Below are 22709 nucleotides of genomic sequence, written 5' to 3' on the forward strand. Positions count from 1 at the left end.
CGCCGCCCCGTACAATGCGCGCAATGATCGCCTCCACCGCCATTCCCGACGCGCAATTGCCTGTCCGTCGCCCCATGGTGGACCGGCCATAATGACAATATTATCAATTAGTTACATAATTTCGGCGTGGTTCTGGGACGGAAATGCGGTCTACTGTGTCGGAAGTTCATCGCGCGTAATCCGCGTACTTGATATATAGACAGCAGCTGGGGGGAGGCAAAAGCGGGCAATGCCCGCTTTTCGCGCATCCCTCGTGCAGAGGAGATGCGATGGCAATGCACGGTATTCGTCAACACAGTGACGGTTGGTTCAAGATCCATCGGGCTCTCACCAATGGGTAACACCCGGCCCTACACAGAAGTCCATGCGGTCGCGATGGTGGACGTCGCCTTGCTGCTGGACAGTCCTCTCTCTGCCGGCCAGATCAAAGAATTACGTTCGACTCTACTGAATGAGCTCAAGGAATATGGATTCAGCTCGCTCAAGGGCAGAGATAGAGCGCGGGCCGAGGTGGGCTTAGTTAGGAGAGGAATCGAGAACGAGAGGACGGAAGAGCTACATATCCATCGGCGCTTCGCACACCTCGCTTGGTACGAGTATCGCGGGTGGACGTTCACTCGGGACGCGACACTTCAAAGGCTGGCGACGATTGTCCAATGGGCCCGAGAAGGACGAATAAGTGTCTCCGCTCTTGGTCTCGTGTTTAAAGATGTATTTGTAAACGACGACCCAGGGTCATATGACATTGCTGATGTCTTTCAACCAGAGAACAAATACCTGCCACCCATTGCTTACGGCTGTGGAGGTATGTGGGAGCAGGAGTTTTCTTGGTTTGTGGAAGATGAAGAGTTGGAGCAGCACGGGCTGTACTCTTCTTTGCAAGTCGAGGCTCGAGTTCGGAAGCCTGCTTCAAAAGGCGATTCTGAATCGTTCGTGCACGTAACTGAGTTGCACCATAGGCAGCAGATTTTTTTTGGGAACAAAGACGCCGATCCAGGTGTCGAATGGAGCGAAAGTGCCGTTAAGCATCGTCTAGATGTAGCGCACCGATTCAACAAGACCTTGTTGGGTGAGCTGCTTAGCGACGAGATGATCCGCAGAATCGGCCTCAAGGATTGAAAGACATGTCAAACAACTATTGTCTGCGCGAACGCATTGAAGATCATGGCGCCTGGATGAGGGACGAGTCCCTGCATTTCCATGGCTTGCGCCATGCAGATTCGTTTGAGCCTATTGCTGAAGATCGTGCCTACGATCCTCCTGGTCGAACCTACTCCAAGCGAATGTCTCAGCTGAGTTCGTTCCGAACACGGCTTGCGTATGCTCGAGAGGCGGCTGATGGGGACGAGATCATCGGGCCGACTGATGCGGCGGCGGCAAGCGCTGAAGCGTTTATCAATAATTTGCCCGACGCATGCCTGGATTTTCGCATAGGTATTTCTCACGACGGTGAGATCAACTTTTTCTTTGGGCCGTCTACGACGCCCTTCCAAATCCTGATTGATCCAAATGGTGGAATTAGCCACTACGGCAAGGTCGGTGGAAAGGAGTTGTTTGGAAGTGACCAGTCGCCTAGTGAATTCGACTACTTCAAAGTGCTGCGCTTCGTTGAGCGCAAAAAGTAGGCAGCGCTGAAGCATGGAGGGGGAGGCCGTGGGGGCGGCAGAGGTCCTGGTGAGCGAAGAGGAGGACGTTTGTCGTCTGTGCTTCGCTTCCGATCTTCCTGCTTTCAGAGGTGACTGGTTGAACCAGATCGACCCTGAAACGGGTCTGATTTTGTTGGAAGAGATCAGCTGGCAAGACTTGACAGAGAGAGGCTTCTCTGTTCAGCGGAAGACGCTTTACTCTGAAGCGGAAGCGATTCAGTTCGCGGAGGAGCGCAAAGAATTTCGTGCCCAGAAGGGAAAGGTCTCGGAATACATCCTAACAGGCGCGCTAATTGCATGTGTCCGCGCGGTTCATGAGATCAAAGCAGACGAAGACGGTTCCCAGACCTTTCGCGTGTTGCAGACGCCGCGTGAAGGACAGCCTGGACACGCAGAAATACGCATAGCAGATCACATTGCTCAGGTCCGAGTCTCTAAGGACAGAATGTTGAAGTACCGCCTTGAGCTCTGCAATGCACTGGGACCATTAAGACCATCTTCGGATATCGATTCCGAGTGAAGCGAAATGCGACGCGGCTATCCAACACGACGCTAATTTGCCCGGGAGTCGAGCCTGGCGATTAGTCTAAGGAGTCAAAGCCTGTGCTGTAACGTCGCGAACAGCTGACTCGGGAGCAGGCCGCTCTGGGCGCCGAGATGGCGCGCATCATCGCCAAGCACGACAAGCCTCGAACTTAGGGCCTGGGCGTCCAGCGCGTGAGACGCGTGGCGCTGTTCTGGTGCCATGTCCACCTACGAGCCCCTTTAACTACCGCCGAACTTCGTCTGGCGCCAACGAAACCGCAGTCGTGGGAGCTCTGCGACGGCCCATACCTTGTCGGCAGCATCGAGCGTGAGAGGTGATAGCGGCTTGCGGCGCCCCAGAGCCGGAGCTCGGTTACCAGCCCTTACAATGGCCGAAATGACCGCCGCCACCGCCATTCCCGCCGCGCAATTGCGCCTGTCCGTCGCCCCGATGATGGATTGGACCGATACCCAATGCCGGGTCTTCCACCGCGCGCTGGCGCCGCATGCGCGGCTGTACACCGAGATGGTCCACGCCAATGCGGTGATCCACGGCGATCGCGACCGCTTGCTGGCGATGGATGCGGTCGAGCATCCGGTGGCGCTGCAGTTGGGCGGCAGCGAGCCGGCGCTGCTGGCGCAGGCGGCGCGGATCGGCGCCGAGCGCGGGTTCGACGAAATCAATCTCAACTGCGGCTGTCCCTCCGACCGCGTCCAGGCCGGGCGTTTCGGCGCCTGCCTGATGCGCGAGCCGGCGCTGGTGGCCGATTCGGTCGCGGCCATGGTCGCGGCCTGCGACGTGCCGGTGACGGTGAAGTGCCGACTCGGGGTCGACGACGACCAGCATTACGAGGTGTTCCTGGCTTTCATCGAGCGTGTGGCCGCGGCTGGCTGCGGCATGTTCGTGGTGCATGCGCGCAACGCCTGGCTCAAGGGGCTGTCGCCGAAGGAAAACCGCGAGGTGCCGCCGCTGCGTTACGACTGGGCCTACCGGCTGAAGCAGGACCATCCTGAGCTGCAGGTGATCGTCAACGGCGGCATCGCCAGCCAGGCCGGCGCGACCGCGCACCTGGCCCACAGCGACGGCGCCATGCTCGGCCGCGCCGCCTATCACGATCCCTATTTGCTGCATCGGCTGGACGTGGCCTGGTTCGGCGGAGAGCTGCGCAGCCGCGCCGAGCTGCTGCGCGGGCTGCGGCCCTATGTCGAAGGCCAGCTCGCGCGCGGGGTCGCGCTCAAGCACATCACCCGCCATGTGCTCGGCCTGTTCCACGGCGAGCGCGGCGGGCGCGCGTTCCGGCAAGTGCTCAGCGAGGGCGCGCACCGGCCCGGCGCGGACTGGTCGTTGGTGGAACGCGCGCTGGCGCTGACCGAAGCGCGGGCCGACGCGGCATGATCGGTCGCGATCGCGAGGCCTTCCTGGCGATCGCGCGCGACTGCGCGCCGGACTTCGGGCCGGCCACCGCGCGCGCCGCCTTCCTGGTCGCGCCCGACGGCTTCGCGCGCGCCGAGCAGTCGGCCGGCGACAACCGCTACATGGCCGCGGCCGAGGGCTTCGATCCGGGCCTGGCCAGCGCCCAGCACCGCGAGCTGCAGCGCGCGCTGTCGGCGCTGCTGCCGACCGTGTGTTTCGCCGGCGACCCGGACACGCCCGACGCGCTGTTCCCCAACAACGTCTACGCGACCGCGCCCGGCCGCACCCTGATCGGGCGCATGCGCCACCCGGTGCGCCAGCGCGAGGCCGCGCGCGCCGACATCCGCGCCTTCTTCCGCGAGGTGCTGGGCTACGCCGAGATCGACCTGTCGACCCAGCCGCACCCCTGCGAGCTCACCGGCGCGCTGGTGATCGACCGCGCGCGCGGGCTGGGCTACTGCGGTCTGTCCGAGCGCTGCGACGCCGAGGGCGCGCGTCTGATGCACGAGGCCCTGGGCCTGCGCGCGACCCTGCTGTTCGACCTGGCGCGCGGCGAATACCACACCAACGTGGTGTTGGCGGTGCTGGCCGGCCGCGCCGCCCTGATCTGCCCGGGCGGCTTCGCCGACCCGGCCGCGGCCGCCGCGATCGCCGCGGTGTATGCGCCGCATGCGATCGAACTGAGCCCGACCGAGCACGCCGCCTTCGCCGGCAACGCGATCGCGCTCTCGCCGGACCGGGTCTGGATGAGCGCGCGCGCGGCCGGGGCCCTGAGCGAGGCCAGCCGGGCCGGGCTGGAGCGCGCCGGCTTCGCCGTGGCGGCGGTCGCGCTGGACGCGATCGAGGCCGGCGGCGGCTCGCTGCGCTGCTGCGTGGGCGAGATCTACTGAGGCCGTTGACCACGATGTCATCGCCGCGGGGCAAGTGCGGCGGTCGCGGCCCTCGAATTCCAGTACCGGACGGTTTCGCCGACGCTCCGCGCCATTGCTCGCAAGTACGGGCCTGAATGGTGGCTGGGAGGTAAAGAAAAAGTTCAGACCGGATTCACCGCTCCGTTTCGAGAATGCCACCTCATCCAGCGCCCGTGCGCTATTGTTCCGTCACGTTGTCCTGCCGAGTCCCCATGAAGATCCTGTCCGCCCGAGTCATGGCTACGCTGCTGCTCGCCGCTACCGCGGTCGGGGCGGGCGACGCCTGGGCGCAGGACCGGGGCGGTCGCGGCCAGGGTCAGGGCCAGGAGCGGCGCGACCGCGACGACGGCCATGACCGGCACGAAGGCCATCGCGCGTTGTCCGATGCTGTGCGCCGCGTCGAACGCGAAAGCGGCGGCGGCCAGGTCCTGAGCGCCGAGCGCGTGCCGTTCGACGGCCGCGACGTCAATCGGGTCAAGGTCGTCGATCCCAGCGGTCGGGTCCGGATCTACATGGACGACCCGCAGCAGGGCCGCGAACGGCGCGACGACGGCGGCCGTACACGCGGCGACGACAACGACAACGACTAACCTCTGGCGTAGAGGTCGCGCCCTCCGGCGCGGTCGACTGATAAGGGAGTGCCCATGCGAATTCTGTTGGTCGAAGACGAAGCACCGCTGCGCGAGACTCTGGCCGCGCGCCTGAAGCGGGAAGGCTTCGCTGTGGATGCCGCCCAGGACGGCGAGGAAGGCCTGTACATGGGCCGCGAAGTCCCGTTCGACCTGGGCATCATCGACCTCGGCCTGCCCAAGATGTCGGGCATGGAGCTGATCAAGGCCCTGCGCGACGAAGGCAAGAAGTTCCCGGTCCTGATCCTGACCGCTCGTTCGAGCTGGCAGGACAAGGTCGAGGGCCTCAAGCAGGGCGCCGACGACTACCTGGTCAAGCCCTTCCACGTCGAAGAGCTGCTGGCGCGCCTCAACGCGCTGGTGCGCCGCGCCGCGGGCTGGAGCAAGCCGACCCTGGAATGCGGGCCGGTCATGCTGGACCTGGCCGCGCAGACGGTCAGCGTCGCCGGCACCAACGTCGACCTGACCAGCTACGAATACAAGGTGCTGGAGTACTTGATGATGCACGCCGGCGAGCTGGTCTCGAAGGCCGACCTCACCGAGCACATCTACCAGCAGGATTTCGACCGCGACTCCAACGTGCTCGAAGTCTTCATCGGCCGCCTGCGCAAGAAGCTGGACCCGGACGGCGCGATGAAGCCGATCGAGACCGTGCGCGGCCGCGGCTACCGCTTCGCCATTCCGCGCAGCGGGGAGTAAGGACGGGCTTCGTCCGGCCACGGCCGGACGAGGACGTCGGGCCGGGCATGCGGGCGGACGCCACTTCCAGCGAACCTAAGCGACCGGGCGCGAACACGATTCGCGCCCGGTTTTCGTTGCTGCGCCGGAGGCTGCGGCCATGAGCTGGGGCCAAGCGCGCTCGCTGCGCGCCCGCCAGCTGCTGGCGGCCAGCCTGGGCCTGCTGGCCTTCCTGGCCCTGGCCGGCTACGCCCTGGACCGCGCCTTCCTCGACACCGCCGAGAACAACCTGCGCGAGCGCCTGCACGGCTACGCCCTGGCCTATGCGGCCAAGGGCGACTTCGACCGCAGCGGCGAGTTCGTCGAACCTTATGAGCCGATCGACCCGCGCTTCGATCAGCCCGGCAGCGGTCTGTACGCCGAGTTGGTGCTGCCCAACGGGCATTGGGACTCGCCCTCGGCGCAGGGCCCGCTGCTGCCGGCCGCGTCCATGCTCAAGCCCAGCGAGCGCCGCTTCGAGGGCCCGCTGCCGATCACCGAGATCAACGGCGACGTCGGCGAGGCCTACCGCTACGGCATCGGCCTGACCTGGGCTGCGGGCGGCGATCCGCGCGCCGAGTTCCCGTACACGATCTACATCCTCGAGAACACGACCTCGCTCAGCGGCCAGGTCGCGGTATTCCGCGGCGCCCTGTGGCGCTACCTGGGCGGCGCCGGCTTCATTCTGCTGCTGCTGCAGGCGCTGATCATGCAGTGGAGCCTGCGCCCGCTGCAGCGCGTGATCGACGAGCTCAAGCGCGTGCAGCGCGGTCTGGCCTCGCGCATGAGCGAGCGCCACCCGCGCGAGCTGGAGCCGCTGACCGAGAGCATCAACGCCTTCATCGAGAGCGAGCGCGAGAACCTGGACCGCCAGCGCAACACCCTGGCCGATCTCGCCCACAGCCTGAAGACGCCGCTGGCGGTGCTGCGCGCGCGCCTGGACGACAACGCGCCCGACGGCGAGCTGCGCGAGGACGTGGACCTGCAGCTGCGGCGCATGAACGACCTGGTGTCCTACCAGCTCGCGCGCGCGGCCTCGGGCGGCCACGCCCTGTTCGCCGCGCCGGTGGCGATCGAGCCGCATGCCGAGCAGATCGTGCGCGGCTTGGAAAAGGTCTATGCCGGCAAGGGCGTGCTGTGCGAGTTCGACGTCGCGCCCGACGTGCAGTTCCACGGCGAGCCGGGCGACCTGCAGGAGCTGCTGGGCAACCTGCTCGAGAACGCGTTCAAGTGGGCGCATTCGCGCGTGTTGCTGACGGTGACCCCGGGCGAAACCGCGCCCAACCGCCGCCCCGGCCTGTTGCTGGCGGTGGACGACGACGGCCCCGGCATACCGGCGGAGAAGGTCGCCCTGATCCTGCAGCGCGGCGTGCGCGGCGACGAGCGCGTGCACGGCCACGGCATCGGCCTGGCGATCGTGCAGGACCTGGTACGCGGCTACCGCGGCACCCTGGACGTGGTGCCGTCGGAAGAGCTGGGCGGCGCGAGGTTCGAGGTCAAGCTGCCGCCGGGGCTTTGAGGGGCGGTACGGGTTAAGAGCAAATCCCCCTCGATCCCCCTTTTGCAAAGGGGGAAGACCAGCGGCCGTCGGGCGAGTCGCGATTCCAAATCGAACCGCGTAAGTTCCCCCCTTTGCAAAAGGGGGGCTAGGGGGGATTTGCTGTTGCTGTTGCCGTTGCTCTCGCCCCGATTCCCCACCCCTCAACCAAACGGCGACGCCCCATAGAAGCGCCGCAGCTGCGCCGCGATCTCCGGCATCGCCTCGCGCAGCAGGGCGGGGTCGCTGAAGTGGTACTCGGTCGCGACCGCGAAAAACTCCTCCGGCGCTTCGGCTGCGTAGGGATCGATCAGGGTCTCGCGGCCGGAATCGACCTCGTCGACGAAGCCGTCGTACACGCGCTGGAAATCGCGCGCCCACTCGCGCTGCCAGGGGCGCGGCAGCGGCGGAGTGCCGTCGAGCAGGCCGTCGAGCGCGTCGAGCTTGTGCGCGATCTCGTGCGCGGCCACGCAGAAGCCCGCGCGCGGGTCCTCGCAGTCGGCCAGCACGTCGGCCCAGGACAGGATCACCGGCCCGGCGTCCCAGGCTTCGCCGATCAGCTCGTCCTGCCATTCGTGGAGCACACCGGCGGCGTCGATGTGGCTGCGATTGACCCGGAACGCATCCGGATAAACGATCAGCTGCGACCAGCCGCGCAGGCCTTCCTCGCCGAACTCCAGCAAGGGCAGGCAGCACAGCATCGCCAGCATGCAGCGCTGGCGATCGTCGAGGCTGAGCTCGCCGATCGGGCTGATCGTCTTCTCGTGCACGAAGCGCGCGACCAGCTCGCGCAGGCGCGCGTCGCGCGGCGCGTCCAGCGCTTGCGCCCACGGCACCGCCGCGCGTGCGTCGCGCCAGAGATCGTCGGCGATGGGCGGCGGGCGCCGCAGACGGCGCAGAAGTTCGAACACGGCGGGCGAGGGCGCGGCGGAGGGAGCGACAGGCTAACCGCAAGCGTTCGCCGACGCACAAACGGACGCGCCAAGAGAGCGAATGGGTGGACTAGGGCAACAGCCAGAGCGCGGCGCGCTCCAGTGGGTCGGGCTTAGCGGAACATGCCCGGCAGGAAGCTATGCCAGCGCGGCGACTGCAGACGGCCGTTGTTGGCGTCGCTGTGCACCGTGGGCTTGGCCTTGGTGTCGGCGGCGCGCGTCGGCGCGACCACCGCGCGATTGTTCGCGCGCACCGTGTCCTTCTTCTGCGAGGCGCTTTCCGGGCAGCTTTCGTTCGCGCTCAGCTTGACCTCGCGCGCGGCGACGCTCGCACTGGCGAGGGCGATCAGCAGGCAGAAGCAGATCCGTAGCATGGCGGAATCCTCGTTAGCCCGGATGGGTATCGCCACCGGACAGATCCGGACTATAGCGCGAAACTGTGCGCCCCGTTGCGGCAACCCATGCTGCGTCGCAGCAGGTTCGGACGAACGGTTCGGGCAGACTCCGGACATGAGCCCGCCGCGCCCGCCCCTGACCGCTCCCGCCCTGCGCCGGGCCCTGATCGCCGGCGCTCGCCGGGTGATCGCCGGGCGCGACACTTTGAACAAGATCAATGTGTTCCCGGTCGCCGACGGCGACACCGGCAACAACCTGGCGCACACCCTGGGTAGCTTGCTGAATGGGGCGCTGAGCCGGCGCAGCCGGCATATCGGCGAGCTCCTGCTGCGCATCGGCAACGACGCCATCGACGGCGCGCGCGGCAATTCCGGCGCGATCCTGGCCCAGTTCCTGCACGGGGTGGCCGAGCACGCGCGCGGCCAGCCGGTGCTGGACGCGGCCGCGCTGGCGGCCTCGGTGCGGCACGGCGCCGACAGCGCGCGCGCGGCGCTGGCGCATCCGGTCGAGGGCACCATCCTGAGCGTGATCGGCGCCTTCGCCGACGCCCTGGACGAAGCCGCGCGCGAGGCGAGCGGCGAGGGCGACCCGCGTCCCGGCTTCGCCAGCGCGCTGGCCCGCGCCCGCATCGCTCTGGCGCGCACGCCGCAGCAGATGGCGCTGCTGCAACGCGCCGGCGTGGTCGATGCCGGCGCGCAGGGTTTCGTCGACCTGCTCGAAGGCATCGCCGAGTTCGTCGACGGCGGCCCACGCGCGCTGCGCGTGCATGGCGCGGTGGCGGCCGCCAACGAAGCGCCCAGCGCGAACGAAGGCCATGCGCCGCACGAGGGCGTCGATCCCGAGCGGCGCTGGTGCAGCGAATGCCTGCTGCTGGGCGAAGGCATCGAACGCGATCGCCTGCGCGCCGCGCTGGAAGCGATCGGCGCCGATTCGCTGGTGCTGGCCGGCGGCGGCACGCGCATGCGCGTGCATGCGCACGTCGGCGCGCCGCAGCATCTGTTCGATGCCTGCGCCGCGTTCGGCACGGTCGAGGGCATGAAGGCCGACGACATGCTGTTGCAGCAGCGCAGCGCGGAATCCTCGCAACGCGTGGCGGTGGTGACCGACAGCGCCGCCGATCTGCCGCAGGCCGTGCTGGAGCGCCATGCGCTGCACGTGGTGCCGGTGCGCGTCAGCGTCGACGGCCGCGATTATCTGGACAAGGTCGGTCTGGCCACGGCCGAGTTCTACCGGCGCATGGCCGCCGCCGCCGACCTGCCCAAGACCAGCCAGCCGCCGCCCGGCGATTTCCGGCGGCCCTTCGATTTCCTGCTCGCCCATCATCCGGAAGTGGTGTACGTGGGTTTGTCGCGCGCGGTTTCCGGCACGCTGCAGTCCGGCGAGCAGGCGGCCACGCGCGCCGACCCGCTGCGGGTGCGCGTGTTCGACAGCGTCAACGCCGCCGGCGGCCAGGGCCTGCTGGCCTGGCGCGCGGCCGAACTGGCCGAGGCCGGCGCCGACCTGCCCGCGATCCTGGCCGAGCTGGAACGGTTGCGCCCGCTGACCCTGACCTGGGCGATGGCGCGCGACATCTCGCACGCGGTGCGTGGCGGCCGTATTCCGGCCTGGGCCGGTCCCGCGGTGCGCTACAGCGGCCTGACCCCGGTGGCGCGGATGAAGGGCGACGGCCGTCTCGGCGTCAGCGGCGGGCTGCTGGCGCGGCGCAGCGCGCCGGAGAAGTTCGCGCGCTACGTCGCGCTCCGACTGCCGCGCAACGCGTCTTGGCGCGCGATCGTCGGCCATTGCGACGCGTACGACGATGGCGCGCGCCTGCTCGAATGCCTGCGCCGCCGCATCGATCTGGCCGAAGCGCATCTGGTCGAGACCGGCCCGGCGATCGGCGCGCACGCCGGACGCGGCGCGCTGCTGGTATCGGTGCAGCCGGCGCCCTGACCCATCCGCGTTGTGATGTCGCAGCGGCGCAAGCCGCGCCCGCGCCCATGCGGCCCCGGTGTAAGCCCCGATGTCGGCACGCTATCGCCACCGCAGGCGCCCAAACCGCAGGCGTTCAAAATGCACCCATGCGGCCAGGCTCGTGCCCTTAGTGAGGCCCGCGGTCGCGGCTTGCGTCGCTCCTACCCCAGGGCCGCGGTACGCATGCGGGCGCGGCGCTCGCGCATAATCCGCGTATGCCGTCCCCGTCCCTGACCTCGATCGCTCCGGCGACCTACGCGCTGATCCTCGCCGCCTATTTGATCGGATCGCTGTCCGGCAGCCTGCTGCTGGGGCGCCTGCGCGGCGTGGACATCCGCCAGCTGGGCAGCGGCAACGCCGGCGGCACCAACGCCTTCCGCACCCAGGGCCTGCGCTTCGCCTTGGGCGTGGTGGTCATCGATATCGGCAAGGGCATGCTCGCGGCCTGGCTGGCGCTGCGCTATGCGCCGGTGGCCAGCGCCCTGAGCGTGACCGCGCACGGTTATACGGCCGCGTTCGCGGCCGTGCTCGGCCACGTCTGGCCGCTGTGGCACGGCTTCCGCGGCGGCAAGGGCGCGGCGACCGTGGTCGGCGGCCTGTTGGTGTTGTGGCCGTTCGCCATCCCGGCGCTGCTGATCGTATGGGTCGCGACCTTGGTGCTCAGCGGCTACGTCGGCCTGGCCACCGTGCTGGCGGCGCTGTGCCTGCCGCTGCTGGCCTGGTGGAGCGATGCCGGCGAGCCGCGCCTGTGGTTCGCTTGCGCGGCGGCGCTGCTGATCGTCTACACCCATCGCGGCAATCTCGCGCGCCTGCGCGCGGGCACCGAGTCGCGCTTCGCGCGCGCGCGCCTGCTGCACCGCCTGCGCCGCGGCTGATGGACGAGCGCGCGCTGTTGCAACGATTGATCGCCGGTCCGGCTTCGGGCGACGCGCTCGCGCGCGTGTCCGGACAGACCCGCGCCGCGGTGTGGAAACGCATCGAGGCGCTGCGCGAAGCCGGGGTCGCGATCGAGGCCAAGCCCGGTCGCGGTTACGCGCTCAGCCAACCGCTGGACTTGCTGGATGCCGCTGCGATCGTGGCGGCGCTGCCGGCGCGCGAACGCGCGCGACTGGCCGAGCTCGAAGTGGCCTGGAGCATCGACTCCACCAACAGCGAACTGCTGCGCCGCGCCACGCCCGCGCAGGGCGCGACGGTGCTGCTGGCCGAGCGCCAGACCGGCGGCCGCGGCCGGCGCGGGCGCGAGTGGGCGTCGCCGCTGGCCGCGCATCTCTATCTGTCGCTGTCGCGCGGCTTCGGCGGCGGACTCGCGCGCCTGGGCGGATTGAGCCTGGTCGCCGGCATCGCCGCGGTCGAGGCCCTGCACGGCCTGGGTTACGACGGCGTGCGTTTGAAATGGCCGAACGATCTGGTCGTGCTGGACGCGCGCGGCCTGCGCAAACTCGGCGGCCTGTTGATCGAAGGCGGCGGCGAGCACGCCGGTCCGGCGCGCGCGGTGATCGGCCTGGGGCTCAATGTGCGCATGCCGGCGGCCGCGGCGGCGGCGATCGACCAGCCCTGGTGCGATCTGGCCACGCTCGGCGACGGCACGGCGCCCGCGCGCGACGCGGTCGCGGCGGCGCTGCTGTCGCGCCTGCTGCCGGCGCTGGACGAGTTCGACGCCGACGGCCTGGCGCCGTTCCTGCCGCGCTATGCGGCGCTGGACGCGCTGGCGGGCGCGGCGATCGCGGTGCACGGCGGCAACGGCCAACGCCAGGACGGTGTCGCGATCGGCCTGGCCGAGGATGGCGCCCTGCGCGTGCGCCTGGACGATGGTTCCCTGCAGAATTTCCACGCCGGCGAAGTCAGCGTGCGGCGCGCGCCTGGAGCGAGCGCATGAGCGCCTGGCTGTTCGATCTCGGCAACACACGGCTCAAGTGCGCGCCGCTGCAGGCCGACGGTCGCGCCGGCGCCGCGCTGGCCTTGCCGCATCGCGAGGAAGACGTGGCCGCGGCGCTGGCGCAGGCCTTGCCCGCGCGCATCGAGGTCGCCTATCTGGCCAGCGTGGCCGCGCCCGGCCTGCGCCTGACGGTACTCGACGCGCTCACCGCGCGCTGCGCGCGCATCGCGGTCGCGCGCACCCAGGCGCGCCTGGGCGCGGTGCGCATCGCCTACGCCGATCCGCGCAAGCTCGGCGTGGATCGTTTCCTGGCCCTGCTGGGCACCCACGCGCGCGGCGACGGCGCCAGCCTGGTCTGCGGCGTCGGCACCGCCCTGACCGTGGACCTGATCGACGCCGACGGCCTGCACCTGGGCGGCCGCATCGCCCCGTCGCCGACCCTGATGCGCGAGGCCTTGCATGCGCGCGCGGCGCAACTGCCCGAGCAGGGCGGCGACTACGTCGATTTCGCCGCCGACACCGAAGACGCGCTGGCCTCGGGTTGCGACGGCGCCGCGCTGGCCCTGATCGAGCGCAGCCTGGACGCCGCCCAGCAGCGCCTGGGCCAACGCCCGCGCCTGCTGCTGCACGGCGGCGGCGCCGAGGCCCTGCAGCCGCACCTGCCCGAAGCGGAGCCGGCGCCGGGATTGGTGCTGGACGGGCTGGCGATCTGGGCCGCGGTCGAGCGCGAGGGCCTGGCGGCAGGCGGCGTCGCCGCCTGATCCCCGTGAGCGCCCGTCCAGCGGGCTGGGGCGTGCCGATGCGCGCGATTGCTGCCTAGAATCGGTGCGTGATCCGCCCGGAACCCGGCCCATGCTGCTGCGCGCCTTGATCGTCCTGTTGCTGGTGCTGAACCTGGGCGTCGCCGCGTGGTGGTGGCAGCGCGATTCCGCGCCCGCCGCTGTGCCCGCCGCGGCTCCTGCCGGTGTCGCACCGCTGCGTCTGTTGAGCGAGACCGCGCCGCGCCCGCGCACGGCCGTCAAGCCCGCGCTCGCGCAGGCGGTGCCGGCGGCCGTCGTCAGCGCGCCCGATCCGGCCGTGGCCGCCGCCGCGAACTGAGCATGGCGCATCGCTAGCACACAGCGCGACGTCGTCCGCTTCGGCGTCGTTGCCATCGGCTCGATACGCATGCGCCGCAGCACACGATGCGCCGGTCGGCGCCAACACCGCATCGGCGGCCATGTGACGCTCGCCATCGCATTGCGCACGCGCACGCAGCGAATATGACGTGCGTCGCAACGCGCGCGTTCGAGGCCCGTGCGAACTGGGAGCGCGCGCGGCCCAGGGCATAGAATCGCCCCATGCTGGTCCGTGCGCTGCTCGTTCTGTTGTTGATGCTCAACCTCGGCGTGACCGCGTGGTGGGGCCTGCGCGCGCCGGTGTCGCCGCCTGCGCCCGATGCGCAGCCGCTGGGCATCGCCCGTCTGCAATTGCTCAGCGAGCGCGATGCGCCGGCCGCGCGCGCGAACGCGCGCCCCGCGATCGGCGCGCCCAGCGCCGCGCTGCGCGATGCCACCGCGACCGTGCCGCCGCCGGCACCCGCCCCGGCATCGCCACCGGCGGATGCCGCGCCCACGTCCACGCCCGAGGCTAACGCGCCCGAACCCGTGGCCGCGCTAGCCAAGAACGCGCGCTGCTACAGCTTCGGTCCGTTCGAGAGCGCCGACCTGGCCGGGTCCGCGCGTCAGTACCTGCAACCGCTGGCGCAACGCATCGCGGTGCGTGAGCAACGCGCCGCGCCCGCGCGCGGCTGGCGCGTGCTGCTGCCGCCGCAGCCCTCGCGCGAGCAGGCGCAGGCGGTTGCGCAGCGCATCGCCGCCGCCGGTTTCAACGATTACTTCGTGGTCGCCGACGGCGCCGAAGCCAATGCGATCGCGCTCGGCCGTTACCGCACCGAAGACGCCGCGCGCAAACGCGCGCAAGCCCTTAATGCGGGCGGCTTCGCGGCCCAGGCCGAACCGCTGGGCGACGCCCGCGCCAGCACCTGGCTGGACGTGGTCGCGGGCGAGGGCTTCGATCCCGACGCCGCCCAAGCGGCGATCGCGGTGCAGCGCCGCGGCATCGACTGCGCGAAGCTGCGCTGAGTCGCGGCACGCCTGGGGCATTTCCGGGGCGCATCCGCACCGGAATCCGCCACCCGACGTGCGCACGGGCTAGAATGTCGCCCTTCGCCGGCATAGCTCAGTTGGTAGAGCAACCGCCTTGTAAGCGGTAGGTCGTCAGTTCGATTCTGACTGCCGGCACCAAAGCCCAGGCTTGGTCGTTCCCAAGACAACCTGGCGATGACAGCAAACCTCGCAGTGGCGGGGTTTTTTTGTGTCTGGTCGTCCTGGGTCGCCTGCTGCAGCGGCTTAGGGGTGAGGCCAGGCCACCACCACCAGCGTCATTCGCTACGCTGCCTCGCACAGCAAAGGCAAGCCGCCGGCGCGCCCTTCACTCGCGGGAGGCGCGTGCGCGTTTTCCACCCTTGCGTTTCGTGGTCTCGCGACTTTTAGCGAAGTCCGGGAAGGCCTCCGCTATCGGCTCCGCATCCGGCAAGATGTAGAACACTCCGCCGCGCTCGAACGTCGGACGGATGATCTGCTCGTAAAACTCGGGCGAGACGTTGATGCAGCCATGAGTGACGCGGTTGTCGTCCGGCGAAGGCGATGCAAGGCGTTCGGGGCGTCTCTCTTCCGGGACGCCAGTGGCGATTGGGTGGATGGAGACCGCGGAATCGTAGTCCACCCACAGCACGCGGCCTGCGTCGATCGACGGGCCGAAACCGCCCACAAAGCGACCGGCAGGCGTGGTGCGATCCCGGCCTGGAATCTCGCGCAGCGCGAGACCGGCGACGCCGGGGGCCGTGTGATCGCCGACCGCCGAGCCAAACAGCCCGGGTGCCGCGCCGCGTAGCCGGCCGTCGCCGCCGAACACCAAGATCTGCGCGGAGGCCTTGTCGATGACCGCGAAGGGGTAGCCGTGGCTGTCCTTGGCTGCGACCACCCAGCCCGCGAGCTCGATGACCGTGGCGGATACGTCTTGATCTGGCGGAAGCTGGTCGGCGGCGGCTACTGGTCGCGTAGGGGCCTCCTCGGCGCTGGCCGCGTCGAAGCTCGCGAACGCCAGCACCAATGCCAGCGCACCATGAATGGCCCGGATCGCAGGGCGTGTGCTCGTACGGATGGGACGGTTCCTTAGAACGAAGACTGGGCAAAGACCAAGGACGCCGGTGGCCGGCAAAGGCCACCGGGTCCCGATTCAGGTCGTTCGTCGCGAGTCGTGCAAGAGCGATTAGCCGCGCGGCTTACGGCGCGGCGCCGCTTCGAGCTGCTGGACGCGGCTTTCCATTTGATCCAGGCGCTGGTTGGCCTGCTGGGCGGACTGATTGGCGGATTCGGCGCTCTGGGCCGCGCCCTGCACCTTCGTGTCGAGTTGGTCGAGGCGCGAGTTGATCCCTGCGAACTCTTCTTTATAGGTGGCACAGGCGCCGAGGCTCAGAGCTATGATCGCCACGCCGAGCGTACGTGCCACCACCAGATGTTGCTTGGTCAAAAACATTCCAATCTCCTTCGTCGGGGGAACCTGGAATATAGCGGCCTTTTTATCGGTGTCATGACCCGTCTTCAGCTGAGGTTGAAGTACGTGGATGGATTGTGAAGATGTGGCAATTAGTGAGAGCTGTAGCCTGAATTCATCGGGTTCCGCGAGAATTCGCAGCGTTTGATCGACTATCGCAAGCTGATCCGCAGTCACCATCCACATTCAAGGTGAGCAGCAGGTCTCAATGAGCGAGCGGTTTGGCACGGATCGATCTTCAGGGACTTCTTCGACTCCCCTATTCATCAGCAAGGAAGGCCATGCCGGCCCTCATGCGCCTAGGTGGTCGACATAGTCTCCCGGCATCGCTGTTGCGCCGCGCGCAATGTCCGCTTTGAGCCGGAAGCGGACATTAACGTCGCCCAGGCGGGTCCGCCCTGCCGAATGTCCCTTATCAGCCAGTAGCGGTCATCTGCAGCTCCTCAGTCCAGCCGCGCCGCAAAGCGCGATCGTGACAGGCCTTAGCTGGAGACATTTTCTCGCGCAGCTATTCTCTCGACCAGCGTGTTGATCGCCGCCTCCATCGCACGGGCAGTCTTGTCGCCGCTCTGGTTGGTGATGACGAAAATGCCAAGGTCGTACTTCGGCACGATGTAGATGTAGCACTGCGAGCGGGGCACGCCACCATGATGGGCATAGTAGGCGCCCTTCAAGCGATCGCCGCCAATGATGTTCCAGAAATAGCCGATGCTGAACTCGGAATCGAATTCGACGAGGGTACGGTGCGATTCCGTCACGACGGGCCCGCCGGCCAGCTGGAACTTGAGGTACTTCACCATTTCCGGGGCGGTCGCCTTTACGTTCCCTGATGCTCCCCAAGGCAGCTCCGGCATGGGCGTGGTCGGTACCGCGTTGTCACTGTGGTAGCCGACCGCAAGCCGGGGCGCCTCAGCATCGCTCAGCCTGATTCTAAGGTCCGCCATCGCCGCGGAATCGCGAAAGAACCCGCGTAACACCGACTCGTAGTCGCTCTTGTAAACCATCTCCAGGATATGCGCCGCCAGTTGGGTTCCAGCACTGGAGTAAGCGTAATCCTTTCCGGGCACCTGGCGAATCTCGACGGAATGCAGGTCCTTGAAGAAATGCGCTTTGCCATAGCCGGTGTAAATGGCATTGAGTTCGCGAGGCGTGCGCTGATCGGTGAAGTCCTCGAGCACCCTGTTCGCGCGTTCTGGCAACATATTCGGCAAGCCGCTCGTATGCGACAACAGGTGACGGATGCGAATGGGATTGCCCTTGTACTGCAGGTTCGGATAATCGCCGTGCAGATACTTCCGAACGTCGTCGTCCAGCTCCAGCCTGCCCTCCAGGACGGCATTAGCCATCAGGGTCCCCGCCATGGTCTTGCTCAACGAACCGATTTCGTAGAGGGTTGCATCGGTCGGAGGTCCAGGCTTGCCGGCTTCCATGTCGCCGCGATGACGGATGAATTCTCTACCCCGATAGACGACTGCGATCGAGGTCGAGTGGAGCAACGGCTGCTGTATCAGTGTTGCGGCAACATCATCGATGTCCGCTCCCAGATCCTTTGCCGGTACATCCTCGCCCTTGCAGCCCGCAGCCAAGAGCACGACGGACAATACGAAGTAGTTGAACCACCGCCCGTTTCGAACAATCCTCGAAATCGCTTGCATGCGTCGGTGCTTGAAGGGCTGTGGAAAGGTCTCCCAAGATAGCTGAATGCCGAGGCTCGCGCCTGCATCTGTTCTCGCAGAGGCCGTCCCCAGCCAGGTGTGTGTAGACGTCCGCTTCGGGTCGGAAGCGGACATCGCATCGGTCGTGACCTCCGCCTGACCTAAAGCTCCGCTGAGGCCATAGCAGAACTAGCGATGTAATGGCGAAGGCCGGAGACACTCGCAGGGACGGTGCCAGCGACTTCCCTCATCGGCGGGCCGCTCGCGTTTCCCGGGCTCACGCGGGAAGCCTGCCCTTGAGCGCGTTGCGCGCCGCATTCGCCTGGTTGGCGTCGGCGAATTTGGGCAGCACGACGTGCCCGCCCAGCGTGACGATCTCGAACGTCGAGGCAACCGCGCCGCCGCCCCCGCCAGTGCCAGAGGGATGCACAGGTCCCAGTGCGGCGATCTGGCGCGGGTCGATCAGATAGCCGGCAACTTCAGTCCACATGGCTCGGTCCTCCTTGGTTGGAGGCCCGATGGTAGAGCACAGGGGCAGGCCGAGGAGCCCGGTCGAACCATCCGAAGAACAGCGGCGCGGCCAATCGGTGAGTAGGTAGTGCATGCAGCGCCACGCCCTCGCGGACTCGCCGCCGGTACGCGCTGTCGATTGCCTGCTAGCCACGGGAACCCTTTGCTAGCGGGCGAATCGGACCGGATCCGGTAGTAGGCTGGAGGGGCCAATCACCCAACTCACCGCCGGAGACTTCCTTGGACCTCAAGTTCGAACTGGATCGCTTGCGTTTCGAGATGAATCAGCATGTCCTGCAGTTGCGCGAGGACCTGGACGTCGCGCGCGGCGACCTGCTGGCCACCAACGCCGTTCTCCACGCGGTCATCGCGACGCACCCCGATCGGGACCGTCTGCGCTCAGTGCTGGCGAAATTCGATGGGCAAGCTTCGGAGCGCGCAAAAGCTGGGTCCAGCAAGTATCGATACGCCTATGCGGGGGCGATGAGCAGCCTGGAATGGACGATGACGGGCGCGGACGCGAGCGTGGCCGGATAGATTCGGGCGTCCGCGAGCTTCAGCTGGGACCGCTTCAGGTCGGCCAGCCTGGCCAGGCCCGCGCGTCCCTCGGCTGGCGCCTCTTCATTCGCGACGTGCGTGCGTGGCTGTCATCGGTTCCGAGGCTTCCTTGCGCAACCACGAGCAGAACGCATCGACGGATGGATGGCGTTCGGCGCCCGCGCGACGCACGATCCAGAACGCGTAGGCGTTGGGCAGCGCGAGCGCGTAGGGACGGATCAGGCGCCCGCGTTGCAGGTCGTCCTCGACCAGCGGCGCGACGCCGAGTGCGACGCCGTGGCCGGCGACCGCGGCTTCCTGGGCCAGGTAGATGCTGGCGAACACCGGGCCGCGGTTCGCGTCCACGCGCTTGGCGGCGCTGGCCTGCAGCCAGGCCGGCCAATCGGGTACGCCGACGCGGCCGAGCGCGCTTTCGTCGTGCAGCAGGGTGTGGTGGCGCAGGTCGTCGGGCTTGGCCAATGGATGCGCCGCGTCGGCGCGCAGTGTAGGCGCGCAAACCGGAAACACCGGCGCTTCCAGGAAACGTTCGGCATCGACGCCGCTGTAGCCGCCGGGTCCGTAGCGGATCGCGACGTCGGTGCCGTCGCGCACGAAGTCGCTGCGCTCGTTGCCGGTCTCGATGCGCAGGCGCAGTTCCGGATGGTCGCGATGGAAGCGATGCAGCCTGGGCGCCAGCCACTTCGCGGCGAAGGACTCGACCGTGCTCACGCGCAGGTCCGCGACCGTGGGCGCCATCGCGCGGTCCAGGGCCAGATCGAGTTGCCCGAACACCTCGCCCAGGGAGGCGGCCAGGGTCGCGCCCTCGGCGGTCAGTTCGACCGAGCGATGGCCGCGATGGAACAGCTTCAGGCCGAGGTAGGCCTCGAGGTGTTTGACCTGATGGCTGACCGCGGCCGGGGTCACGAACAACTGCGCGGCCGCAGCCTGAAAACTGAGGCAGCGCGCGGCCGCTTCGAAGGCCCGCAGGGCGTTGAGCGGAGCAGCGTGGCGGGGCTTCACGGGCGCCTCGGACTGGCGGATGCCTGAGCGCATGGTATCAAGTTATTTTTACTAATGTGATCGCGAAAACATCTCGTTTGTCGCGCCCGCACGCGCTGGCAATGATGCGTCCCTCGATACCAAGGGCGTTGGTCATGCGATTCGAAGCGTTGGGTCCCCAGGTGCTGATGTTCGTCGGCGACGGCTACGAGTCGGTCGCCACCGCCTTCCTGGCCGGAGATGAGGTCTTGTTGGTGGACGCCCTGGGCAGCGAGGAAGACGCGCGCTGGCTGCATCGCACGCTGTGCGTGGAGATGGGCAAGACGGTGCGCATGATCGTGGCGACCCATTACATGAGCGATCACCTCGCAGGTCTGGCGCAGTTTCCCGAGGCGCTGACGATCGCGCACCGCCACCATCGCCACAGCTTCCTGTCGCAGAACCGCCGCGTCGATGCGTTCTATCGCGAGCCCAAGGTGGTGTTCGACCACGCGATGAGCATCCAATGGGGGCCGCACGAGCTGCGCTTGCTGCACAACCCCGGCAAGACCATGGACCACCTCAGCGTGGACGTGCCCAGCGCCGATCTGGTCTGCGCGGGCGACAACATCGTCGGTCGCATCGTGTATCTGTCCAAGGCCGATCCGCAGCTGATCCGCGCCGCGATCGGCCGGCTCCGCCAGTTCGGTCGCGCCACGGTCGTGGGCGGGCATATGGGGCGCTTTCCCGCGGCCGTGCTCGACCACGCGCTTCATTACCTGGATCGGCTGCAGGACGCGGTCGTGCGTATCCGCGCCGAGCTCGCACCGCAGCAGGCCGATGCGCGCATCGCAGCGATCACCATCGAGGACTGCCTGGCGGCGGGCGTGGAGGCGGTGGCGTTCGAACGCGAATGGCACCAGCGCAATCTGGAGGCCGTCGTCGCCCAGTCGGTGTTTTCCTTCGACGCGGCGCTGGCCGCGCAGGCGGGTCGCGCATGAGCCGGCGCCCGCAGCCGCTCGATCGCGGCATCGCGCGCAGGCGATTCCTGGCCGGCTGCGTCGGCCTGAGCGCCGCGGCGCTGCTGCCCGCCGGGCGCATCCTCGCGGCCGCGTCGGCCGAGGGCTTGCGGATCCAACGCTTGGCCTGGGCGGGCATACGCCTGCAACTGCCGGGCGCGACCTTGTTCATCGATCCGCTGATCAATCCCGAAGCCTGGGGCCCGGCGCTCAAGGACAAACTGATTCCGGTCGGCGACGCCGTCGGCGATACCTATGTGCTCATCACCCACGCGCATCCCGATCATTTCGACGCGATGGCGGTGGCGCAGGCGCTGAGCCAGGGCGGCGCGCTGGTGCATCCGGCCGGCACCAATCCGCTGCCGCTGCCCGAGAACGCGCGCGCACGGCCCAGCGCGCCCTGGGAGCCGCAACTGCTGGGCGATTTCACCGCCACGCCCGTGCCGGCTTCGGACGGTTACGGCGATCCGCAGGTGTCCTGGGTGGTGTCGGCCGGCGGTCGGCGCATCTTTCATGCGGGCGACACGCTCTGGCATGGGCATTGGTGGCGGATCGGCCGCCAATTCGGTCCGTTCGATACGGTGTTCCTGCCGGTCAACGGCGCGCGCTTTGGCTGGCGCAAGCCGGTCAGCGGCCTGCCGGGCGTGCTGACGCCGGAGCAGGCGGTGGCCGCCGCGACCATCCTGGGTGCGCGCCGTCTGGTGCCGATCCACTACGGCGTGTCCGGGCTCGCGGAGTACGTGGAAGTCGACGATCCGATCGGACGCCTGCGTAAGGCCGCGCGCGACACGCCCATCGACATCCATCCGATGGCGCCGGGGGCGTGGCTGGACTGAGCCGCCCGCGCTCAGTCGGCGCGCGTGGTCACAGCGCCTGCTCGGGCGCCGTCGATTCGTCGCTCAGCTCCAGCTCGTCCAGGCTGCCGCGCACCGTGCCCAGCGCCTTGAGTTCGTCGTGTAGCTCGCGCAACTCGGCGTCGATCGCCGCCAGGCTGCGCTTGGGGCGCTCGACCGTGCCCTTGCGAGTGCTGAACTTCAGGGTTTCTACCTTGATGACCAGGTCCAGCTGCGCCGCGTCCTTGAGCGGAAACCGTACTTGCTGCCAGCGAGCTTTGCTGTGTGCGCGGGCTTCGCTGGGCATCGGCTCGCTGACGCGATGTTCCGCGCCGGGCGCCACCGCGTAGTCGTCGGAAAACGTGCCGCCGATCTGCTGCGAGTCGAGCAGTTCGCCGCTGGTCTGGGAGGAGATCGCGACGCTGTAGGCGTACTCGCCGACGACGTCGGTATCGCCGCGGTTGCGGAAGACCAGGTCCAGGAAAGGAATGTCCTCGCCCATGAAATCGTCCATGCTGATCTCGACCGGGCTGGGCTGGAAGGCGTCGAGCTGACGGATCAGGGCTGCAGTCTGGGCCCGGTCCTGCTCGAGTTCGGCGATCTTCGCGAGTGTGCGCGCCTGATCCTTCTGGTTGGCCGCCTTGAGGTGATCCTCGGCCAGTTCGACGATGCCGGCGTAGCTCTGGCCGTCCACCAGCTTCAGCGAAATCGCGTTGAACGATTGCCGCCGGTACTGCTCGGGGTGCTCGGCCTTGTCGCTCATGGCCTTCAGCACCACCACGCGCAGCGCTTTCTCCAGCACGATCTTCTGCGTCGGGTTCAGTGTCGCTTCCATTTCCGCCCTGGAGGCATCGAAGGCGCGCTCGTCGGCGCCGGAGAGACGGGGGCCGCATGCGGTCAGCAGCGCGGTGCTCAGCAGGATTGCGATCAATGCGGGATAAGTTCGGCTCACGCGTGCGTACCGGTCATAGGCGGGCGCGCAGGCAGTTCGGCAACGCGTCCCTGGGAGGGCGTTGCACTATAGCCTCGACCGACGCGGGTCGG

25 protein-coding genes and 1 tRNA gene are annotated in these 22709 nt (G+C 67.9%); 18 read left to right on the top strand and 8 right to left on the bottom strand.

Annotation, left to right across the window (positions count from 1 at the left end; translation table 11 throughout):
- Nucleotides 1-333: 333 nt before the first annotated feature.
- The 8 genes from ASE43_RS21840 to ASE43_RS10240 all read left to right on the top strand — a co-directional run bounded on the left by ASE43_RS21840 (nucleotide 334) and on the right by ASE43_RS10240 (nucleotide 7361).
- Nucleotides 334-1119, top strand: a complete 786-nt coding sequence (locus ASE43_RS21840) for a hypothetical protein (RefSeq protein ID WP_157499834.1) — start codon at nucleotides 334-336, stop codon at nucleotides 1117-1119.
- A 5-nt stretch (nucleotides 1120-1124) separates the two neighbouring features.
- Nucleotides 1125-1625 (top strand): hypothetical protein, encoded by a 501-nt coding sequence (locus ASE43_RS10210; protein WP_157499836.1) that lies wholly within the window; start codon nucleotides 1125-1127, stop codon nucleotides 1623-1625.
- Between the two features lie 118 nt (nucleotides 1626-1743).
- Nucleotides 1744-2166, top strand: a complete 423-nt coding sequence (locus ASE43_RS10215) for a hypothetical protein (RefSeq protein ID WP_157499838.1) — start codon at nucleotides 1744-1746, stop codon at nucleotides 2164-2166.
- Between the two features lie 402 nt (nucleotides 2167-2568).
- A complete protein-coding gene (gene dusA, locus ASE43_RS10220; protein WP_057160382.1) occupies nucleotides 2569-3567 on the top strand; it encodes a tRNA dihydrouridine(20/20a) synthase DusA in 999 nt (332 codons plus the stop codon).
- Complete coding sequence (locus ASE43_RS10225; RefSeq protein ID WP_057160383.1) at nucleotides 3564-4475, top strand: arginine deiminase-related protein; 912 nt, start codon at nucleotides 3564-3566, stop codon at nucleotides 4473-4475. Before dusA ends, ASE43_RS10225 begins: the two co-directional genes overlap by 4 nt.
- Before the next feature lie 257 nt (nucleotides 4476-4732).
- Nucleotides 4733-5086 (top strand): hypothetical protein, encoded by a 354-nt coding sequence (locus ASE43_RS22570; RefSeq protein WP_235567231.1) that lies wholly within the window; start codon nucleotides 4733-4735, stop codon nucleotides 5084-5086.
- 54 nt (nucleotides 5087-5140) lie between these two features.
- Nucleotides 5141-5824 carry a response regulator transcription factor gene (locus ASE43_RS10235; RefSeq protein WP_055909122.1) on the top strand — a complete coding sequence of 228 codons (684 nt, stop codon included), beginning with the start codon at nucleotides 5141-5143 and terminating at the stop codon, nucleotides 5822-5824.
- Between the two features lie 139 nt (nucleotides 5825-5963).
- Nucleotides 5964-7361: an ATP-binding protein gene (locus ASE43_RS10240; protein ID WP_056178618.1), complete on the top strand. Its 1398-nt coding sequence runs from the start codon at nucleotides 5964-5966 to the stop codon at nucleotides 7359-7361.
- A 182-nt stretch (nucleotides 7362-7543) separates the two neighbouring features.
- Here ASE43_RS10240 and ASE43_RS10245 read toward each other — a convergent pair whose 3' ends face one another.
- A complete protein-coding gene (locus tag ASE43_RS10245; protein ID WP_057160384.1) occupies nucleotides 7544-8290 on the bottom strand; it encodes a M90 family metallopeptidase in 747 nt (248 codons plus the stop codon).
- Between the two features lie 134 nt (nucleotides 8291-8424).
- Nucleotides 8425-8685, bottom strand: a complete 261-nt coding sequence (locus ASE43_RS22155; RefSeq protein WP_057160385.1) for a hypothetical protein — start codon at nucleotides 8683-8685, stop codon at nucleotides 8425-8427.
- Nucleotides 8686-8821: 136 nt separating this feature from the next.
- On the opposite strand from ASE43_RS22155, the gene ASE43_RS10255 reads away from it, so the two are divergent.
- The 7 genes from ASE43_RS10255 (at nucleotide 8822) to ASE43_RS10285 (ending at nucleotide 14821) form a co-directional block, all read left to right on the top strand.
- Nucleotides 8822-10639, top strand: coding sequence for a DegV family protein (locus ASE43_RS10255; RefSeq protein ID WP_057160386.1), 1818 nt, complete (start codon nucleotides 8822-8824; stop codon nucleotides 10637-10639).
- Nucleotides 10640-10875: 236 nt separating this feature from the next.
- Nucleotides 10876-11535: a glycerol-3-phosphate 1-O-acyltransferase PlsY gene (gene plsY / locus ASE43_RS10260; RefSeq protein ID WP_056178630.1), complete on the top strand. Its 660-nt coding sequence runs from the start codon at nucleotides 10876-10878 to the stop codon at nucleotides 11533-11535.
- Nucleotides 11535-12536, top strand: a complete 1002-nt coding sequence (gene birA / locus ASE43_RS10265) for a bifunctional biotin--[acetyl-CoA-carboxylase] ligase/biotin operon repressor BirA (protein WP_057160387.1) — start codon at nucleotides 11535-11537, stop codon at nucleotides 12534-12536. Before plsY ends, birA begins: the two co-directional genes overlap by 1 nt.
- Nucleotides 12533-13297, top strand: a complete 765-nt coding sequence (locus ASE43_RS10270; protein ID WP_057160388.1) for a type III pantothenate kinase — start codon at nucleotides 12533-12535, stop codon at nucleotides 13295-13297. Before birA ends, ASE43_RS10270 begins: the two co-directional genes overlap by 4 nt.
- A 91-nt stretch (nucleotides 13298-13388) precedes the next feature.
- Complete coding sequence (locus tag ASE43_RS10275) at nucleotides 13389-13634, top strand: hypothetical protein (RefSeq protein WP_057160389.1); 246 nt, start codon at nucleotides 13389-13391, stop codon at nucleotides 13632-13634.
- 242 nt (nucleotides 13635-13876) lie between these two features.
- Complete coding sequence (locus ASE43_RS10280; RefSeq protein ID WP_057160390.1) at nucleotides 13877-14659, top strand: SPOR domain-containing protein; 783 nt, start codon at nucleotides 13877-13879, stop codon at nucleotides 14657-14659.
- A gap of 86 nt (nucleotides 14660-14745) precedes the next feature.
- A tRNA-Thr gene (locus tag ASE43_RS10285) sits at nucleotides 14746-14821 on the top strand.
- Between the two features lie 187 nt (nucleotides 14822-15008).
- Here ASE43_RS10285 and ASE43_RS10290 read toward each other — a convergent pair.
- The 4 genes from ASE43_RS10290 to ASE43_RS10305 all read right to left on the bottom strand — a co-directional run bounded on the left by ASE43_RS10290 (nucleotide 15009) and on the right by ASE43_RS10305 (nucleotide 18278).
- On the bottom strand, nucleotides 15009-15695 hold the full coding sequence (locus tag ASE43_RS10290; RefSeq protein ID WP_343123522.1) for a L,D-transpeptidase: 687 nt from the start codon (nucleotides 15693-15695) through the stop codon (nucleotides 15009-15011).
- 153 nt (nucleotides 15696-15848) lie between these two features.
- Complete coding sequence (locus ASE43_RS10295) at nucleotides 15849-16115, bottom strand: hypothetical protein (RefSeq protein WP_057160391.1); 267 nt, start codon at nucleotides 16113-16115, stop codon at nucleotides 15849-15851.
- 500 nt (nucleotides 16116-16615) lie between these two features.
- Complete coding sequence (locus ASE43_RS10300; protein WP_235568689.1) at nucleotides 16616-17923, bottom strand: serine hydrolase domain-containing protein; 1308 nt, start codon at nucleotides 17921-17923, stop codon at nucleotides 16616-16618.
- A 142-nt stretch (nucleotides 17924-18065) separates the two neighbouring features.
- Nucleotides 18066-18278 (bottom strand): hypothetical protein, encoded by a 213-nt coding sequence (locus tag ASE43_RS10305; protein WP_057160393.1) that lies wholly within the window; start codon nucleotides 18276-18278, stop codon nucleotides 18066-18068.
- Nucleotides 18279-18538: 260 nt separating this feature from the next.
- On the opposite strand from ASE43_RS10305, the gene ASE43_RS10310 reads away from it, so the two are divergent.
- Nucleotides 18539-18835 (top strand): hypothetical protein, encoded by a 297-nt coding sequence (locus ASE43_RS10310; protein WP_057160394.1) that lies wholly within the window; start codon nucleotides 18539-18541, stop codon nucleotides 18833-18835.
- Nucleotides 18836-18919: 84 nt separating this feature from the next.
- On the opposite strand, the gene gcvA is transcribed toward ASE43_RS10310, so the two are convergent.
- A complete protein-coding gene (gcvA, locus tag ASE43_RS10315; protein ID WP_162258781.1) occupies nucleotides 18920-19855 on the bottom strand; it encodes a transcriptional regulator GcvA in 936 nt (311 codons plus the stop codon).
- A gap of 134 nt (nucleotides 19856-19989) precedes the next feature.
- On the opposite strand from gcvA, the gene ASE43_RS10320 reads away from it, so the two are divergent.
- Both ASE43_RS10320 and ASE43_RS10325 read left to right on the top strand, forming a co-directional pair.
- Nucleotides 19990-20814, top strand: a complete 825-nt coding sequence (locus ASE43_RS10320) for an MBL fold metallo-hydrolase (RefSeq protein WP_057160396.1) — start codon at nucleotides 19990-19992, stop codon at nucleotides 20812-20814.
- The gene (locus ASE43_RS10325) at nucleotides 20811-21668 is read left to right on the top strand and encodes an MBL fold metallo-hydrolase (protein WP_057160397.1); all 858 of its coding nucleotides are present in this window, start codon (nucleotides 20811-20813) and stop codon (nucleotides 21666-21668) included. Before ASE43_RS10320 ends, ASE43_RS10325 begins: the two co-directional genes overlap by 4 nt.
- Before the next feature lie 28 nt (nucleotides 21669-21696).
- On the opposite strand, the gene ASE43_RS10330 is transcribed toward ASE43_RS10325, so the two are convergent.
- Nucleotides 21697-22617 (bottom strand): hypothetical protein, encoded by a 921-nt coding sequence (locus ASE43_RS10330; protein WP_157499842.1) that lies wholly within the window; start codon nucleotides 22615-22617, stop codon nucleotides 21697-21699.
- Nucleotides 22618-22709: the final 92 nt, after the last annotated feature.

Source organism: Lysobacter sp. Root983 (assembly GCF_001429345.1).
Lineage (GTDB): Bacteria > Pseudomonadota > Gammaproteobacteria > Xanthomonadales > Xanthomonadaceae > Lysobacter.

Excerpts from the sequence above, each read along its gene's own strand:
- ASE43_RS21840 (WP_157499834.1), top strand. The coding sequence starts at position 334 with ATGGGTAACACCCGGCCCTACACAGAAGTCCATGCGGTCGCGATGGTG.
- ASE43_RS10210 (WP_157499836.1), top strand. The coding sequence starts at position 1,125 with ATGTCAAACAACTATTGTCTGCGCGAACGCATTGAAGATCATGGCGCC.
- dusA (WP_057160382.1), top strand. The coding sequence starts at position 2,569 with ATGACCGCCGCCACCGCCATTCCCGCCGCGCAATTGCGCCTGTCCGTC.
- ASE43_RS10225 (WP_057160383.1), top strand. The coding sequence starts at position 3,564 with ATGATCGGTCGCGATCGCGAGGCCTTCCTGGCGATCGCGCGCGACTGC.
- ASE43_RS22570 (WP_235567231.1), top strand. The coding sequence starts at position 4,733 with ATGGCTACGCTGCTGCTCGCCGCTACCGCGGTCGGGGCGGGCGACGCC.
- ASE43_RS10235 (WP_055909122.1), top strand. The coding sequence starts at position 5,141 with ATGCGAATTCTGTTGGTCGAAGACGAAGCACCGCTGCGCGAGACTCTG.
- ASE43_RS10240 (WP_056178618.1), top strand. The coding sequence starts at position 5,964 with ATGAGCTGGGGCCAAGCGCGCTCGCTGCGCGCCCGCCAGCTGCTGGCG.
- ASE43_RS22155 (WP_057160385.1), bottom strand. The coding sequence starts at position 8,685 with ATGCTACGGATCTGCTTCTGCCTGCTGATCGCCCTCGCCAGTGCGAGC.
- ASE43_RS10255 (WP_057160386.1), top strand. The coding sequence starts at position 8,822 with ATGAGCCCGCCGCGCCCGCCCCTGACCGCTCCCGCCCTGCGCCGGGCC.
- plsY (WP_056178630.1), top strand. The coding sequence starts at position 10,876 with ATGCCGTCCCCGTCCCTGACCTCGATCGCTCCGGCGACCTACGCGCTG.
- birA (WP_057160387.1), top strand. The coding sequence starts at position 11,535 with ATGGACGAGCGCGCGCTGTTGCAACGATTGATCGCCGGTCCGGCTTCG.
- ASE43_RS10270 (WP_057160388.1), top strand. The coding sequence starts at position 12,533 with ATGAGCGCCTGGCTGTTCGATCTCGGCAACACACGGCTCAAGTGCGCG.
- ASE43_RS10275 (WP_057160389.1), top strand. The coding sequence starts at position 13,389 with ATGCTGCTGCGCGCCTTGATCGTCCTGTTGCTGGTGCTGAACCTGGGC.
- ASE43_RS10280 (WP_057160390.1), top strand. The coding sequence starts at position 13,877 with ATGCTGGTCCGTGCGCTGCTCGTTCTGTTGTTGATGCTCAACCTCGGC.
- ASE43_RS10295 (WP_057160391.1), bottom strand. The coding sequence starts at position 16,115 with ATGTTTTTGACCAAGCAACATCTGGTGGTGGCACGTACGCTCGGCGTG.
- ASE43_RS10300 (WP_235568689.1), bottom strand. The coding sequence starts at position 17,923 with ATGTCCGCTTCCGACCCGAAGCGGACGTCTACACACACCTGGCTGGGG.
- ASE43_RS10305 (WP_057160393.1), bottom strand. The coding sequence starts at position 18,278 with ATGTGGACTGAAGTTGCCGGCTATCTGATCGACCCGCGCCAGATCGCC.
- ASE43_RS10320 (WP_057160396.1), top strand. The coding sequence starts at position 19,990 with ATGCGATTCGAAGCGTTGGGTCCCCAGGTGCTGATGTTCGTCGGCGAC.
- ASE43_RS10325 (WP_057160397.1), top strand. The coding sequence starts at position 20,811 with ATGAGCCGGCGCCCGCAGCCGCTCGATCGCGGCATCGCGCGCAGGCGA.